Source organism: Sphingomonas rhizophila, from assembly GCF_014396585.1.
Lineage (GTDB): Bacteria > Pseudomonadota > Alphaproteobacteria > Sphingomonadales > Sphingomonadaceae > Sphingomicrobium > Sphingomicrobium rhizophilum.
Map to the genome: position 1 here is coordinate 2,023,812 of NZ_CP060717.1, position 14,570 is coordinate 2,038,381.

At 64.2% G+C, this 14,570-nt stretch carries 16 protein-coding genes and 1 tRNA gene; 9 read left to right on the plus strand and 8 right to left on the minus strand.

The genetic code is table 11. From position 1 onward, the window contains the following. Window positions 1–47 precede the first annotated feature (47 nt). The 4 genes from H9L12_RS10310 (at window position 48) to H9L12_RS13680 (ending at window position 5,708) form a co-directional block, all read left to right on the plus strand. Window positions 48–3,104, plus strand: a complete 3,057-nt coding sequence (locus H9L12_RS10310; protein ID WP_187541663.1) for a TonB-dependent receptor — start codon at window positions 48–50, stop codon at window positions 3,102–3,104. 66 nt (window positions 3,105–3,170) lie between these two features. Next, window positions 3,171–3,863 carry a DUF6445 family protein gene (locus H9L12_RS10315; RefSeq protein WP_187541664.1) on the plus strand — a complete coding sequence of 231 codons (693 nt, stop codon included), beginning with the start codon at window positions 3,171–3,173 and terminating at the stop codon, window positions 3,861–3,863. Between the two features lie 13 nt (window positions 3,864–3,876). Then, window positions 3,877–5,556 (plus strand): family 43 glycosylhydrolase, encoded by a 1,680-nt coding sequence (locus H9L12_RS10320; RefSeq protein WP_246450356.1) that lies wholly within the window; start codon window positions 3,877–3,879, stop codon window positions 5,554–5,556. Continuing rightward, on the plus strand, window positions 5,520–5,708 hold the full coding sequence (locus tag H9L12_RS13680; RefSeq protein WP_246450359.1) for a hypothetical protein: 189 nt from the start codon (window positions 5,520–5,522) through the stop codon (window positions 5,706–5,708). The genes H9L12_RS10320 and H9L12_RS13680 overlap by 37 nt, the downstream gene beginning before the upstream one ends. A 13-nt stretch (window positions 5,709–5,721) precedes the next feature. On the opposite strand, the gene H9L12_RS10325 is transcribed toward H9L12_RS13680, so the two are convergent. Then, window positions 5,722–6,234: a hemerythrin domain-containing protein gene (locus tag H9L12_RS10325; protein WP_187541665.1), complete on the minus strand. Its 513-nt coding sequence runs from the start codon at window positions 6,232–6,234 to the stop codon at window positions 5,722–5,724. A gap of 127 nt (window positions 6,235–6,361) precedes the next feature. Further along, window positions 6,362–6,556, minus strand: a complete 195-nt coding sequence (locus tag H9L12_RS10330) for a hypothetical protein (RefSeq protein WP_187541666.1) — start codon at window positions 6,554–6,556, stop codon at window positions 6,362–6,364. Window positions 6,557–6,701: 145 nt separating this feature from the next. On the opposite strand from H9L12_RS10330, the gene H9L12_RS10335 reads away from it, so the two are divergent. The 5 genes from H9L12_RS10335 (at window position 6,702) to H9L12_RS10355 (ending at window position 9,022) form a co-directional block, all read left to right on the plus strand. Next, window positions 6,702–6,944: a DUF2171 domain-containing protein gene (locus H9L12_RS10335; RefSeq protein WP_187541667.1), complete on the plus strand. Its 243-nt coding sequence runs from the start codon at window positions 6,702–6,704 to the stop codon at window positions 6,942–6,944. 273 nt (window positions 6,945–7,217) lie between these two features. Next, window positions 7,218–7,652, plus strand: coding sequence for a thermonuclease family protein (locus H9L12_RS10340; RefSeq protein ID WP_187541668.1), 435 nt, complete (start codon window positions 7,218–7,220; stop codon window positions 7,650–7,652). 246 nt (window positions 7,653–7,898) lie between these two features. Continuing rightward, window positions 7,899–8,309: a UrcA family protein gene (locus tag H9L12_RS10345; RefSeq protein ID WP_187541669.1), complete on the plus strand. Its 411-nt coding sequence runs from the start codon at window positions 7,899–7,901 to the stop codon at window positions 8,307–8,309. A 90-nt stretch (window positions 8,310–8,399) separates the two neighbouring features. Further along, window positions 8,400–8,744: a hypothetical protein gene (locus H9L12_RS10350; RefSeq protein WP_187541670.1), complete on the plus strand. Its 345-nt coding sequence runs from the start codon at window positions 8,400–8,402 to the stop codon at window positions 8,742–8,744. Between the two features lie 44 nt (window positions 8,745–8,788). Then, complete coding sequence (locus H9L12_RS10355; protein WP_187541671.1) at window positions 8,789–9,022, plus strand: hypothetical protein; 234 nt, start codon at window positions 8,789–8,791, stop codon at window positions 9,020–9,022. Between the two features lie 267 nt (window positions 9,023–9,289). On the opposite strand, the gene pepN is transcribed toward H9L12_RS10355, so the two are convergent. The 6 genes from pepN to H9L12_RS10380 all read right to left on the minus strand — a co-directional run bounded on the left by pepN (window position 9,290) and on the right by H9L12_RS10380 (window position 14,496). Beyond that, window positions 9,290–11,896 carry an aminopeptidase N gene (gene pepN / locus H9L12_RS10360; protein WP_187541672.1) on the minus strand — a complete coding sequence of 869 codons (2,607 nt, stop codon included), beginning with the start codon at window positions 11,894–11,896 and terminating at the stop codon, window positions 9,290–9,292. Between the two features lie 56 nt (window positions 11,897–11,952). After that, window positions 11,953–12,672 (minus strand): DMT family transporter, encoded by a 720-nt coding sequence (locus H9L12_RS10365; RefSeq protein WP_343060352.1) that lies wholly within the window; start codon window positions 12,670–12,672, stop codon window positions 11,953–11,955. Beyond that, complete coding sequence (locus tag H9L12_RS14205; RefSeq protein ID WP_343060353.1) at window positions 12,657–12,899, minus strand: EamA family transporter; 243 nt, start codon at window positions 12,897–12,899, stop codon at window positions 12,657–12,659. The genes H9L12_RS10365 and H9L12_RS14205 overlap by 16 nt, the downstream gene beginning before the upstream one ends. Further along, window positions 12,896–13,900 carry a threonine aldolase family protein gene (locus tag H9L12_RS10370; RefSeq protein ID WP_187541673.1) on the minus strand — a complete coding sequence of 335 codons (1,005 nt, stop codon included), beginning with the start codon at window positions 13,898–13,900 and terminating at the stop codon, window positions 12,896–12,898. The genes H9L12_RS14205 and H9L12_RS10370 overlap by 4 nt, the downstream gene beginning before the upstream one ends. A gap of 103 nt (window positions 13,901–14,003) precedes the next feature. Then, window positions 14,004–14,165: a Flp family type IVb pilin gene (locus H9L12_RS10375; protein WP_187541674.1), complete on the minus strand. Its 162-nt coding sequence runs from the start codon at window positions 14,163–14,165 to the stop codon at window positions 14,004–14,006. Between the two features lie 256 nt (window positions 14,166–14,421). Then, window positions 14,422–14,496 (minus strand) — tRNA-Thr (locus H9L12_RS10380). Window positions 14,497–14,570 lie beyond the last annotated feature (74 nt).

The window sequence follows — 14,570 nt, forward strand, 5'->3', positions numbered from 1 at the left end:
GATCGAGTTGAAGATCGGGCACAGCCGAAGGGAAGAGGGGCTCGAACATGCGCACGACCAGGTCGAAACTCGCCACCAGTCTATCGGTAACCGCCATCGCCGTCGCCTTGTGCGTCGCTGAACCGGCGTTCGCTCAAACCACCTCGAGCGTGCAGGGTCGCGTCGAAGGCGCCGCCGCTGGCACCGTCGTGACGGTGACGGACGTCAACACCGGAAAGGTCGACCGCGCGACGGTCGATGCTGCCGGCAATTACAATATCGTCGGGCTGCCGCCGAGCACCTATCGGGTTGAATCGGGAAGCAATTCGCAGACCGTGGTGGTGCCGCTGGGCCAGTCCGTCGTCGTCGATCTCGGCGCGCCCGTTACCGCTGCTCCGGGCGAAGCTGCGGCCCCGACCGGCAACGAGGTCGTCGTCGTCGGGTCACGCACCAAGGACGTCAAGACGCCTACGGTCAGCACCAACGTCACGCGTTTTCAGATCGAGAACCTGCCGAACGGCGACCGCAACTTCCTGAATTTCGCGGCGCTTGCGCCGGGTGTCGTGGTCGCACCGCCGACACTGGCCGGCAAGGCGCGCCAGGTTCAGGCCGGCGCCGTCAGTTCGGACAACACGAACACCTTCATCGATGGCATTTCGATCAAGAATCTCGTCAATCACGGCGGGACGATCGGGCAGAATTATTCGTCGGGCAATCCGTTCCCCGCGTCCGCCGTCGACCAGTTCAATGTCGAAACCCAGAACTTCAAGGCGGAGTTCGAGCAATCGGGATCGGCGGTCATCACCTCGGTGACCAAGACCGGTGGCAAGGAATTCCACGGCGAACTGTTCGGGGAATATGCGCCGAAGGCGTTCATCAGCCGCAACTATGACGACCGATCGGGCAACCTCAACAATCCCGACGGCGCCAGGAAGAAGCCGAACTTCCACACCGTCTACTATGGCGGCAACATCGGCGGACCGATCATCCGCGATCGCCTGCATTTCTTCGTTGACTATGAAGCGACCAAGAAGCGGTTCGGCTCCAACGACGTCAATGTCTACAATGTGGGGTTGGCGCCGCTCAGTCCAGAAGCGCAGGCCTATGCGACCGCGGCCCGTTCCGAATTTAACGGCAGCTATCCTGCGACGTTCAAGGAAAAGCTGTTTTTCGGAAAGCTGACCTTCTACGCGACGGCCGCCGACACGATTAACGTCAGCGCCTTCATTCGCCGCGAGAACAACCTGGACGTCAGCGGCGGCTCTCGCACGCCCGAAGCGTCCAGCCGGAACCGCAACAACCAATGGCGCTATCAGGCGACCTGGAACCACCGCGGTGAGGATTGGCTGAACGAGTTCATCCTGGCCCGCGACGTCGCCGCCAACGGCTCCATCCCCAATAACGGCGGCTCGTCCTATGCGGTCGTGTACGACGGGGCCAACACGCCGAGCCCGTTCAACAACCAGGTCCTTCTTCTGGGCGGCAACAACTTCACCCAGGACGATCATCAGTACCAGACGCTGATCAAGAACAACGTCACCTTCTACGGCGGCACGCACACCATCAAGGCGGGCGTGAAGGTCAACTTCACGAAGTTGCAGCGCCTCGAAGGCAAGAACACGCAGGGCACCTATTATTACGACGCTCGGTCGTTCACCGGCGTCGACTCCTCGACCCCGTTTGCGGCTAGCATCAACACCGCGGAAGTGCGGCCGGTCACCGCTAGGAACAACACTGTCGGGCTGTTCATCCAGGACGACTGGCGGCCGGACGACCATTGGCAAATCAGCGCCGGCCTTCGCTGGGATTATGAATCCAATGCGCGGAACGAAAAATTCGTAACCCCGGCCGACGTCGCAGCCGGCCTTCGCTCTTACGCCGGATGGGCCGCGGCGGGGATCGATCCCGAGGACTATATTTCCGACGGCAACGACCGGAAGCCCTTCTGGGGCGCATTCCAGCCGCGTCTCGGCATTTCCTATGACGTCCGCGGCGATCGCGACCTCGTTTTCATCGCGGGCGCCGGCCGATATTACGACCGCTCGCTGTTCATCAATTCGGCGCTCGAGACGATCAAGGATTATTACGAGTCGGTCCCGATCGTCTACACCTGCGCCTACGCCCCGACGAACCCCGACTGCGTCACGACGCTGGGCAGCGATCCGGATTCCCTCCGTGCCCAAGCCTCGGCGATTGGCGGCGAAGTCTTCTTGATGAACAACAAGACCAAGACGCCCTATTCGGACCAGCTCACCTTCGGCGTCCGCAAGCGTCTGGGATCGATCAGCACGACCGCGACGGTGTCGCACATCCGGTCGCACAACATCTTCCACTATGTTGTCGGCAATCGCTTGCCGAGCGGCGATTACCTGCCGACCGGAAACGATGTGACGATCGACTATAATGGCGATCCGTTTGCGGCAGGCATCTTCGGTCCGGGCGCCGCGATCTTCGCCGCGCCGCTTCCGGGGCATGGCAACATCTTCATCGGCAACAGCGATGGCAAGGCGCGCTACACCGCGCTTTACCTGCAAGCCGAAAAGCCATTCACCGAAGCAACCGGCTGGGGTTTCACCACCACGCTGACGGTGTCAGACATCAAGGCGAACGATTCGCGTAACCGCGGCCAGATTGGCGACCCGTTCTACTTCGACGCCGTCAATGTCGGCGACATGGGTTGGGGAACGCCGATCGGGTACGAGCGCTGGCGCTTCGTCGGTTCGGGAACGGTGCGGATCCCCTACGTCGATGCCAAGCTGTCGACCGTCGTGACCCTGGCGTCGGGCGGGAAGTATGGCAGCGTCCTGTGCGACGTTCCTGCCAGCGCGCCCGGCGGCGGCGGCTGCTATCCGAATACCTTCGGCGTCTTCTGGCCGAAGGGCATCGGATACAAGAACGTCGACTTCAACCTGTCCAAGTCGTTCTACGCGCCCTGGAATCGCGATCAGCAGGTCACGATCTACCTGCAGGCGCTCAACGCCTTCGACTTCGTCAATCGCAACTATTCGGAATGGCAGGGCGGCTTCCAGACCTACAACAACCAGCCACCGAGCCAGAAGCGCGACATTACCGGCGTCGCCAGCCAGGGGCGGAACTTCAAGGCGGGCGTCCGCTTTTCCTTCTAGGCCGGCGAGCCTGATCAGTTCGGGGGCGGGGCGCGAGCCCTGCCCCTTTTTTCTAGGGGAATGCCGGTGGCGAAACCGCGCCTTGAACGCATCGGACGTGGCCAACATCCGCTGGTGACAATCGACGATTTCCTCGGCCGCACGGCCGATCTTGTCGCGATCGCCAAATCGATTGGCCCCTATCCGAAGGCGAACAAGACTTTTTATCCGGGCGTCAGGCGGATGATCAGTGAAGGCGATGGCGCCGCCGCCCGCTACGTCGAATGGGCGATGCAGACCGCTGCCCCGTATATATGGGGTGCCTTCGACGTCCGGAACTTCTCGCTGACCGCCGCCAGCTTCTCGATCGTCAGCACACAGCCTTCGGACCTTCTTCCGGTCCAGCGCGGCGCCCATTTCGATTCGCCCGATCCGGACAACATAGCGCTGCTCCATTATCTCTCGGTGCCTCCCGGTACCGGAACCGGGTTCTTCCGCCATCGCGCGACCGGGATCGAGCGGATCGACGAGCAGAATCTCGCCCGTTACGTTGCCCATGCCCAGGCGGAAGCGATGCGCTTGACTCCCGATTCCGGGTACATCCAGGGCAGTGACGAGCGGTTCGAGATGTACCATTCGGTCGAAGCCGTTCCCGACCGGATCATTTTCTACCAAGGCAGCCTGCTGCACTCCGGGCTGATCCCGCCTGGCATGCCGCTCGATTCCGATCCATCGGCCGGGCGCCTGACCGCCAATTTCTTCGTTCACCTCGATCGGTAGGAGTATCACCGGGATGATCCGTACCCACCCCCTTTGCGCACTTCCGCTGATCGCCCTTGCCGCGGGTGCCGCATCGCCGCAGGGAAAGCGCACCTACGCCAACCCGATCGACATCGACTACCGGTACAATTGGGAACAGATAAACGAAGGCATCAGCTATCGCACCGGGGCCGATCCGGCGATCGTCAATCACCAAGGCCGCTTCTTCCTGTTCCAGACGCTGGCCGACGGTTACTGGATGAGTGACAATTTGGTCGACTGGCGCTTCATCACGCCCAGCCGCTGGCCCGCCGACGGAATCATCGCACCGGCAGTGGCCTCGGACGGCGACAAGCTGATCGTGATGCCGTCGATCGCGTTCAACCGGCCCAACTCGATCTTCGTCACGACCGCCCCGGAGACCGGCAAGCTCGACCTCTACGTGCGCCGACTGCCGTCGCTTCCGGGCGGGGTCGACAAGCCGCCGGAGGAAATGAAGCCCGGCGAGGTCGCGCCCGGCCCCTGGGACCCGGGCCTGTTCAAGGACGATGACGGCCAATGGTACCTCTATTGGGGGTCGTCCAACGTCTTCCCGGTGTATGGACAGAAAATCGCGTTCCGCGACGGCAGGCTGTTTTACGAAAGCCCGGCGGACTCGCTGTTCGTCCTCCAGCCCGACAAGCATGGGTGGGAACGTTTCGGCCAGGATCACAGCGGCCTGCTCGCCAACGGCCAGCCGACCAAGCCCTATGTCGAAGGCGCCTGGATGACCAAGGTCGCAGGCAAATATTACCTGCAGTACGGCGCCCCCGGGACCGAGTTCAACGTCTACGCGAACGGCAGCTACGTTGCCGACAAGCCGCTCGGGCCGTTCACCTACGCACCGTGGAATCCGGTCGCCTACAAGCCTGGCGGATTCGTCGTCGGCGCCGGCCATGGATCAACCTTCGCCGACAATCACGGCAACTGGTGGAATAGCGGGACGCCCTGGGTCGGTTACAACTGGACGTTCGAGCGGCGCATCGCGATGTTCCCCACGCGGTTCTACGCCGATGGCCAGATGGCGAGCACCACGCGCTTCGGCGACTATCCGCAATATGTCCCGGACCGGAAGGTCGACGATCTCGACAGCCTGTTCACCGGTTGGATGCTGCTGTCCTACAAGCGGCCGGTGACGGCATCGTCGTCGCTGGCCGGCTTTACTCCCTCGACGGTCACCGACGAGAATTTCAAGACGCTGTGGGTCGCGGCACAGAATAAGCCGGGTGAGACGCTGACGGTCGACCTCGGCGCGGCGAAGACGCTGCGCGCCGCGCAGGTCAACTTCGGCGACTACAAGTCGGGCCGGTTCGAAGACGCTCCCGACATCTACACCGAGTTTCGGCTGGAGGCTTCTGCCGACGGATCGAGCTGGTCGCAAATTGCGCGGACCGAAGAACCACGGCGCGACCGCCCAAACGCCTATTTCGAGTTGGAGGCGCCGGTCCGCGCACGCTTTGTCCGATACGTCCATGGCCACGTCGGGGCCGCCCATCTGGCAATTGCCGAGCTTCGCGTCTTCGGCACGGCCGACGGGCGCGCGCCGTCCCGAGCGCGATCACGAGTGCGGTTCGCCAACCGGACCAGCGCGACGCCAAGGTGGCGTGGAAAGCAGTGCCCGGTGCACTGGGCTACAATGTGCGGTTCGGGATCCGGCCCGACCGGCTCCACCTGACATACCAGAAGTATGCCGACCAGCTTGTCGACCCGGCGAAACCCTCGATCGACCTACGCAGCCTGAACGTCGGCGTGCCTTATTATGTCGCGGTAGAGGCTTTTAACGAAAGCGGCGTCGCGACGTTGAGCAGGGTCCAGCGCATCCGCTGACCCTGCCCAGCCGTCAGATGGCGGTTTCGTTCAACGTGGTCAGTTCCGGTTTCGGCAGGCCCGACGACTTGTAACTGGCGACCAGCTCAGCCTTTCGCGCGGCCATCTGCTCGCCGAGTGCATCCATGTCGAGACCGGCCTTCCGGGCCTGCGCGAACAGGCCTTCCATGCGCTTTTCCTCTTCCTCGACGTGGTGCTCGATCTGCTCCGAGAGCACCTTGACCTTGGCGTCGTAATATTCGTCGTCGGGGCCGCCGGCTTCGATCTCGGCGATCAGGACCTTGGCGCCGTCATGCTCGACATAGGCTTCCTTGAGGAGGTCTTCCTCGACCTTGCCTTCGCACGCGGGGTAGAAGATTTTTTCTTCCAGTTCGGTGTGGACGGTCAGTTCCATGCAAATCTGCTCGGCAAGCGCCTTCTTGCGCCCGTCGCCGCTCGCCTTCTCGAACTTCTCGAACAGTTCCTCGACCGTGCGGTGATCGGCTTTCAGAAGCGCGACCGCGTCCATGCTCTTCGTGTCAGCCATTTTTCTCTCCCGTGATGTTGATGGACAAAGCGATGAGGCGGCAGGTCGTTCCGTCGGCCATCCGACAGGCCAAAGAAAAGGGCCGCGCGCATCGCTGCGCACGGCCCACCCCTGTTGTTCACGAAGCTTAGTTGACGTTCACTTCGATCTTGTCGGGAATGTTGACTTCGGTCTTGTTGCCGAAGCCAAGCTGGTCGCGGAAGAGGAACAGCAGCACCAGCACGACGATGATCAGCAGGACGACTGCAAGGACTCCGCCGCCCCCGCCGCCACCGGTTTCCACAATCGTGGTCCGCTCCACGGGTTCGTTGTCGTCGGCCATTTCACGCGCTCCCTATTGACATGATTATGCTGGCGAAACGAACGCTTGCAGCCCCGTCGAAGTTCCGACTCGATCCTGTCACCGGGCTCCAGGCATCTTTCGACGGGGGTGATGCGTTCGACAACCGACATCAATGGAGGACAGCATGGCTGGGTTCGAAGACATTCGCGAACATATGGAAGTGATCGGCGCTGACGGCGTGCACGTCGGTACCGTCGACAAGATCGAGGGCGACCGCATCAAGCTGACCAAGAAGGATAGCGGCCAGGGCAGTCACGAAGGTCATCATCACTTCATCTCGCGCGGCCTGGTGGCCGACATCGAAGGCGACCAGGTTCGCCTGTCGGCAACCGCCGCGAACGCCGTCCAGTTCGAGGAAGAAGAATAAGCCTGCGGGATGGCCGTCCATGACGGTCGGAATCTGCTGGGCCGTCGATCAGTGAAGCGCGCGCTGGCGCCTCACTGATCGCGGCATCGCCGACGACTTTCGCTTCTCGCGCAATCTGTGTGGGAAGCCTTAAGGCTGTTGCCCGCGCGGAGCATTTGGGATCCGGCGCGCTCGAAGCGGGGGGATTTCATGGCCAGGTGGAGAAGCAGGTCGCAGCGTGATGGTGCGGCCGCCCGCAATCGACGGAACCGCCGCTTGGTCAGTGGAGCCGGGGTGGCGCTGCTCGCCGTTGCAGGTGCCAGCCTGGATCCGGCGATCGTCGCGCCGTTCGGCCCGCTCGCCAGCCAGCCGGAGCGGGTCGAGGCGAACTTCACGCGCTGCGGCCGCGGTCGGGGCTTCGCCTGCGTCGTCGACGGCGACACCGTGCGTCTCGGCGGGCGACGGGTACGGATCGTGGGGATCGACGCGCCCGAAATCGTCCACCCCCAGTGCCCCGGCGAGGCGGCGCTGGGGCAGCGCGCCGCCGACCGGCTGGTCGTACTGCTCAACCGGGGCCCGTTCGACATGACCGCCCATCGCTTTAACCGCACCGATAAATATGGCCGTGACCTGATGCTGCTCACGCGAGGCGAGACGTCCATCGGTCAGTCTCTGATCGATGAAGGGCTGGCGCATCGCTATCTCGGGATGAAACGCGGCTGGTGCTGACATCCTACTTCGACCAACTGCGGTCGAGGCCTTCCCTTAACTGATTGAATTTTAGTCAAGTTCATCCACGCCGCGTCACGGCAAACCGCCATGTGCCGATTGGTCGATGGAATTCTGTCGTTCGGCGACGGGCCGTCGAACGGTCGTCGGTGGATCGCGGATCGTGGAATATGGATGGAGCGGCGCGGTCCTTAGGCACAGTCTCTCCCTGCCTCGATCCCCTGGAGGCAAGCAAAGGAGGGACCAATGTATCGCCTGACCTCTTCATTCCGTTCCGTCGCCGGTGCCGCCATCGGCGCTGTCCTTCTGTTCGGCTCCGCCGCCGCATCGGCTGCATCCGCCGAACCGCGGACCGTGACGGTCATCGCCGAGAAGGAGGTCTTCACGACGCGCGTGGCGCACGCCGACCTCAATCTCGCCGCCGCCGACGGTCGCCGTGACCTCTCCCGCCGCGTGACAAAGGCCGCGAACCAGGTTTGCAGCCCGGGTCTCTACGATGATGGCCTGTCGCCGCAGGAGCAGAACGGGTGCTTTGCAAACGCGATTGCCGGGGCCAAGCCGCAGGTCGCCCAGGCGATCCAGCGCGCCACCGAGCTGGCCCAGAACGGCAGCAGCGCCATCCCCGCGGTCGCCTTGTCGGTCAGCGCTGGCCGGTGACTGATCGACCGTGACCGCAGGCGGCGGCGGTTCGCTCCGTCCGCCGCCGCCTTAAGCGGTTGGTAAAACCCTGCGAGTAGCTTGCGCGCCATGGGCAATTCATTCGACATGCCGCGCTGGAAGATCGCCTTGCTGTTCGGCGCCGCCGCCTTGATCGGCGGGGCTTACGGGGCTGGGGTATTCGACCGCACGGTCAAGGGCCCGCTCAACGCCAAGATCGACTGGGACGGCGTTGCCGAACCGCGCTTCGCCAAACTTGATGAAGCGGAGAAGGCGTGGATGGATCGGTCGGAACAACTCGACAAGCCCGTCAAGCCGCCCAGTGCCGAACCGGCCAAACCAGATGAGCCGGCGCCAGTATCCGCTGCGCCTGCGCCGCCGCCCGAACAGGCCTCGAGCGAAGATCCACCCCCCGGACCCGGCGTTCCGGAGTGATCATCTTAAGAATTTGGTGACCATCGTCGACCTAGCGTCGGCGAATGGGAATTCACTGGTGCCCCGACGACTATTTGCCGACCACGGTCGAACCGCGCGTCGCTGCGCCGATGTCGTCGCTCGCCGCGAAATTTCCTGGCGTACCGCTCGAAACCTGGCCGTCCGAACGCCGGACCACGCTGGTCTTGGTCGCGGCCTTGCTGTGGAGCGCCGCCGGGTTGATCGGTGGCGCGCTCGGGATCGGTTTGCTTGATCCCTTGTTGGCGCCCCTGCGCTAATTCCGGTGCGCCGAGGCCTCGGCGCATTGGTTGAGGCCGATCAGGATCGCGCGGACCAGGGTTGAGCGCATGACCGCGACGATCATTCCGCACCCCGCAACTGCGACTGCAGCAAGCCATAACATCGAGTGTCTCCTGCCCCTTGGCGACGTCCCGCCGCTGCCGGCGGGATACGAAGCCATCGTGAGAATCACGTGACGAATCGATGAAATGGAGCGTGCGCCCGATCGCTTGACGAGCGGTTAAAGGGCGGCTCGGTCGGCCCTCCTACGCCAGGCTTTTGCTCACCTGTTCGAAGACATCCTTGCTGAGGCCCGGCGTTCCCGCAATCCGCTCCAGTTCCGCGCGCATCCGCCCGGCATAGGGTTCGACGAAGCGGCGCCAGCGGCCGAGCGGCGGCACCAAGCGCGCCGCAACCTGCGGATTGATCGCGTCGGCGGCAATCACGAAATCTGCCAGCATGCGGTAGCCGCGACCCTCGCCCGAATGGAATACCCACGGGTTCGCGGCGAAGGCGCCGGCGAGCGCGCGCAGACGGTTGGGATTTTTCATCGTGAAGTCGGGATGCCGACGCAGCGTCTCCACTTGGTCGAGCGTATCCGGCCGGCCCGCCATCGCCTGCAACGAAAACCATTTGTCGATGACCAGCGTGTCGCCCCGATGACGGCGGTAGAAATCGTCGAGCGCCTCCGCCCGCTCCGGTCCCTTGAGATTGGCAAGGGTCGCCAAGGCGGCCTGCCGGTCGGTCATGTTGTCGGCGCTGTCATATTGGGCCTTGGCCAGCGCGGCGCCACGCGAGGGATCGGCGGCGGCGATCAGGCCGAGGGCCACGGCGCGCAGGCGGCGGGTGCCCTTGGCTTCGGGAGACAGGTCGCCGCCGGACGCCGTGATCGCCTGAACTGCCGTCAGATCGTCTGCCAGCGATGCACCGACTGCCCCGCGAAGGGCGTCACGGGACTCGTGCACGGCCTGCGGATCGACCAGCGGCAATCGATCGCCGATCACGCTTTCTCCCGGGATGATCAGCGCCTCGCCCTTGAAGGCCGTGTCGAGCGCATTGGAGCGGAGCGTGGCGCCCATCGCGGCAACGACGGGATCATAGTCCACCGTTTCGCCGCGGGCGCCGGCCAACAGAGCGCGGTACATCAGATCCTGCAGGGCCTCGAACCGCGCGAACGGATCGGCGTCGGTCTGCGCCAGCCGCTCGAGTTCGCCGCTTTTCCGCGCCACGTCGATGACCGCGGGCGTCGAGAAGCCGCGATTGATCGATAGCAGCGGGGCTTCGTCGACATTCTCGAACACCACGCTCATCGACGGTTCGTTGAGGGTAATCACCCGCTCCGCCGCGAGTTCGCGGCCGCTGTCCGTTCCGATTAACGCCGTGCGCAGCGGCAGAACCATCGGCTGCTTGTCCGCCTGGCCCGGCGTCGCCGGCACTGCCTGGGCCAGGTGAAGCGTCGCCCGCGCCGCCCCGGTGTCATGTTCCAGCCGGGCGGTGACGTGGGGCGTGCCGGCCTGCGAATACCACAGGCGAAACTGCGACAGGTCGACCCCGCTTGCCTCCTCCATCGCGTCGACAAAATCGTCGCAGGTCACCGCCTGCCCGTCGAAACGTTCGAAATAGAGGTCGGTCCCGCGCCGGAAGGCCTCCGCGCCCATCAGGGTGTGCATCATGCGGATCACCTCCGCGCCCTTGTTGTAGATGGTCGCAGTGTAGAAATTGGCGATCTCGATGAAGCTTTCCGGACGCACCGGGTGCGCCAGTGGGCCGCTGTCCTCCGGAAACTGCACGGCACGGAGAAGGCGGACATCTTCGATCCGTTTGACCGCCGCCGAACCCATGTCGGCCGAGAAACTCTGGTCGCGGAAAACGGTGAAGCCTTCCTTGAGGCTGAGCTGGAACCAGTCGCGGCAAGTGACTCGGTCGCCGGACCAGTTATGGAAATATTCATGAGCGACGACCCCGGCGATTGCGTCGAAATCGGCGTCGGTGGCGCTGTCCTGGTCGGCCAGGACGTAGCGCGAGTTGAAGATGTTGAGGCCTTTGTTTTCCATCGCACCGAAGTTGAAATCGTCGACGGCGACGATGTTGAACAGGTCGAGGTCGTATTCGCGGCCGTAGACCTTCTCGTCCCACTTCATGGCCGCCTTCAGGCTTTCCATCGCATGGCCGGTCCGCGGCAGGTCGCGTTCCCGTACCCAGATGGCGAGATCGACCTTCCGGCCGCTCATCGTCGTGAAGCTATCGCGGTTCGCCGCAAGGTCACCGGCGACAAGCGCGAACAGATAGGACGGCTTGGGGAAGGGATCGTGCCATTCGGCCCAGTGCGTCCCATCGTCGCCTTCGCCCTTGGCGATCTCGTTGCCGTTGGCGAGGAGGATCGGGAAGCGCGCCTTGTTCGCGCTCATCCGCACGCGATAGACGGACAGGACATCGGGCCGGTCGGGGTGGAAGGTGATCCGGCGAAAGCCTTCGCTTTCGCACTGAGTGCAAAGAATCCCGCCCGAGGCGTACAGGCCCATCAGCTTGCTGTTGTCCTGCGGCACGATCTCGACCTCGGTTTCGACCACGGCATGCTCGGCACCGCCAAGGTCGATAACAAGCGTATCGCCGTCCAGCGTCCAACGCGCCTCGGCGCCGTCCACCGTCACGGTCAGTGGGCGGATTTCATCGCCGGCCAGCCGCAGCGGGCGGTCGTGCGCTCCGTTGCGCTCAACCTTCAGGCTCGATCTTACCCGCGTTGACGCAGGGTCGAGCGCGATATCCAGCGACACTTCGGGCACGAGCCAGTCGGGCGGGCGATAATCCTTGCGCCAGATGGTGACATGCTCCGGCGAGGGCGGAGCTTCGGGGTTGATGCGTGCGTCGGCCATGGCGCTGAACTAGGGACGCCGGGCGGCGGCTGCAACGTCCGTCGGTCGAAGCGCGCCTAGCCCGCGTCGGGCGCGGCCGCGGGCAGCGGGCGACGGCGAAGGCCGATCGCGATCAGGATCCCGCCCAGTGACAGCGCCGCGCCCAGCACCGCCAGTGTCGTCCAGTGATAGTCTTCCAGCACGGTCGACAGGGCCATCGCGATGACCGGCACCATTACGCTGCTGTAGGCCGCCTTGCCCGGCCCGATCTTGCGGATCACCGGGAAATAGAGACTGAAACACAGGACCGAAGCGGCAAGGGCGAGATAAAGCAGGCCCAGCCAGTAGCCCGGCCGAGGGTCCCACACCGGCGGGCCGGAAATGACCGAGGCAAGCAACACGTCGACCATCGCACCGATCGCCATGCCCCACGCCAATAGCACCGGTAGGGGGTAACGTTTGGCGCCCTCCGTCGCCTGGAACACATTGGCACACGATGCTCCGAGCAGACCGACAAGGGTCCAGCCCAGGCCGATCGCCACTTCACGCGGAGGAATGGACGAGACGCGAAGCTCGTTGACGAACAGCAATAGCGCCCCCGCAACCGCCACCGCCGCACCCGCAAGGAAAGCGCCCGAGGGTTTCTGGCCGAGCAGCGCCCACGCCAGGAGGCTGTTGGGGATGATCAGTAGCGCGAACATCGTCGCGACGACGCCCGAGGTAATGTAATGTTCGGCCTGGTAGACCGCGCTGAAGTTGATGCTAAATTGGGTCAGCGCAATTACCGAGGCCGCCAACAGCAGGCCCTCGAGGGCGCCAGTCGGTGGCCTTGCCAGCGGGCGACCAGCGCCATGGCCGCCGCCGCGATCAGGAAGCGGTAGGCCACCGACCATTGACTCGGGACCACCCCCAGCTGGTCGCGGATGACGATCCATGTGGATCCCCAGATCAGGGTGAAGATGATGAATGGCACGACGATCGACGCGTCGATGGCCGCGCCGCGCCCGCTCCCCGAGCTTGTCACAGGCTACGGATCGCGGCGGCGAGGCGATCGACCGCGGCCATGTCCTGGTCCCAGCTGGTGACCAGTCGCACTTCGCCCGGGGCCCAGTCATAAAAGTCGAAGCCCTGTTCGCGGATCGATGCGGCCTCATCGGCGGTCATCCGCACGAACAATTCGTTGGCTTCGACCGGATAGACCAGCCGCTCATGCCCCGCCGCTTCGGCCAGTGCCGCAGCCGCAGCATTCGCGGCGCGCGCATTGTCGAGCCACACGTCGTTTTCGAGCATCGCCAGCAACTGCGCGGCGAGATAGCGGCCTTTGGACAGCAAGTGGCCCGCCCGCTTGCGCTGGCGCCGAACCGTGTCGCCCAGAGCCGGGTCGAACAGGATCAGCGCTTCTGCGTTCATCGCCCCGTTCTTGACGAAACCGAAGGACAGCGCGTCGACTCCCGCCCGCCAGGTGACGTCGGCGACGCGTTCCCCGGTAAAGGCGATGGCATTGCCGAACCGTGCGCCATCCATGTGAACGCGCAGCCCGCGCCGCTTCCCCTCGGCGCCGAGCGCGGCAACCTCGGCTGCGCGATAGGACAAGCCGTACTCGGTGGCGTTGGTGATGCTGAGGGCCGCCGGCGGGACCTGGTGGACGTCAGGCCGGATCCGGTCGCACGCGGCGCCGAGCGCCGACGGAGTGACCTTGGCGCCTGCGCCATCGACCAGCATCAGCTTGGCGCCATGGGTGAAGAAGCCCGGCGCGCCGGCCTCGTCGTTCTCGATATGCGCGTCGCGATGGCAGACGACCGCGCCCGTCGGCGGGCATATCGCAGCAAGCGCGAGGCAGTTGGCGGCGGTGCCGGTCGACACCCACAGCGCAGTGACCTCGGTCTCGAACAGCGACGAGAAGGCCTCGTCGAGCCGCGCACTCCATTCGTCGCCGTCATAGGCGGTCGCCAGCCGGTTGGCCTCCTCCAGAGCGCGCATGGCGGCGGGACAGGCAGCGGCGGCATTGTCGGAGAAGAAGCGCATCGCGGCCCGCCATGCGGCGCATCGCCCCCGCGCGTCAATTAGCCCAACGCAAGAAGGGCGCCGCTCGTTCGAGCGACGCCCCTCCGATGTGCGTTACAGCGTCTTAGCCGAGCTGGCTGGAAACGTTGTTGAACGTGGTGCCGAGCTTCGAACCAACGCTCTGCATCGCGGCAATGGCGGCGACGGCGATGAGCGCTGCGATCAGGCCATATTCAATGGCCGTCGCGCCCTTCGAATCACGGACGAATTTGATAAAGTTGGTCATGTTCATTCCCCTAGTTCGAGGGGGTCAGAATCGGCCAACAAGCCTAAAAAATGGTAAATCCGAATGGCCCGTTACGGGACGGAAATAATCTGGCGATGTCAGCGTCCAGGCATGTCGCGCAAGCACTTGCGCGCCCTTCGCTTCGCTTCGGAATCCCTGCCTCGGCTGTCCCCCGGACAGCCTGTGGGCAGGTGCCCTCCGCTTCGCTTCGGGATCCCCATGCTCGCCAGTCCCCCGGACTGGCTGTGCGTGGGGATGGTGCTGCCGGTGAGGATTGAACTCACGACCTCAGCCTTACCAAGGATGCGCTCTACCACTGAGCTACGGCAGCATGTCGGAAGACGGGCGGGCCTATGGCTGCTGGGCGGCGCGGCGTCAACCCGGCTTGCGGTCGGGCGGCGCGAA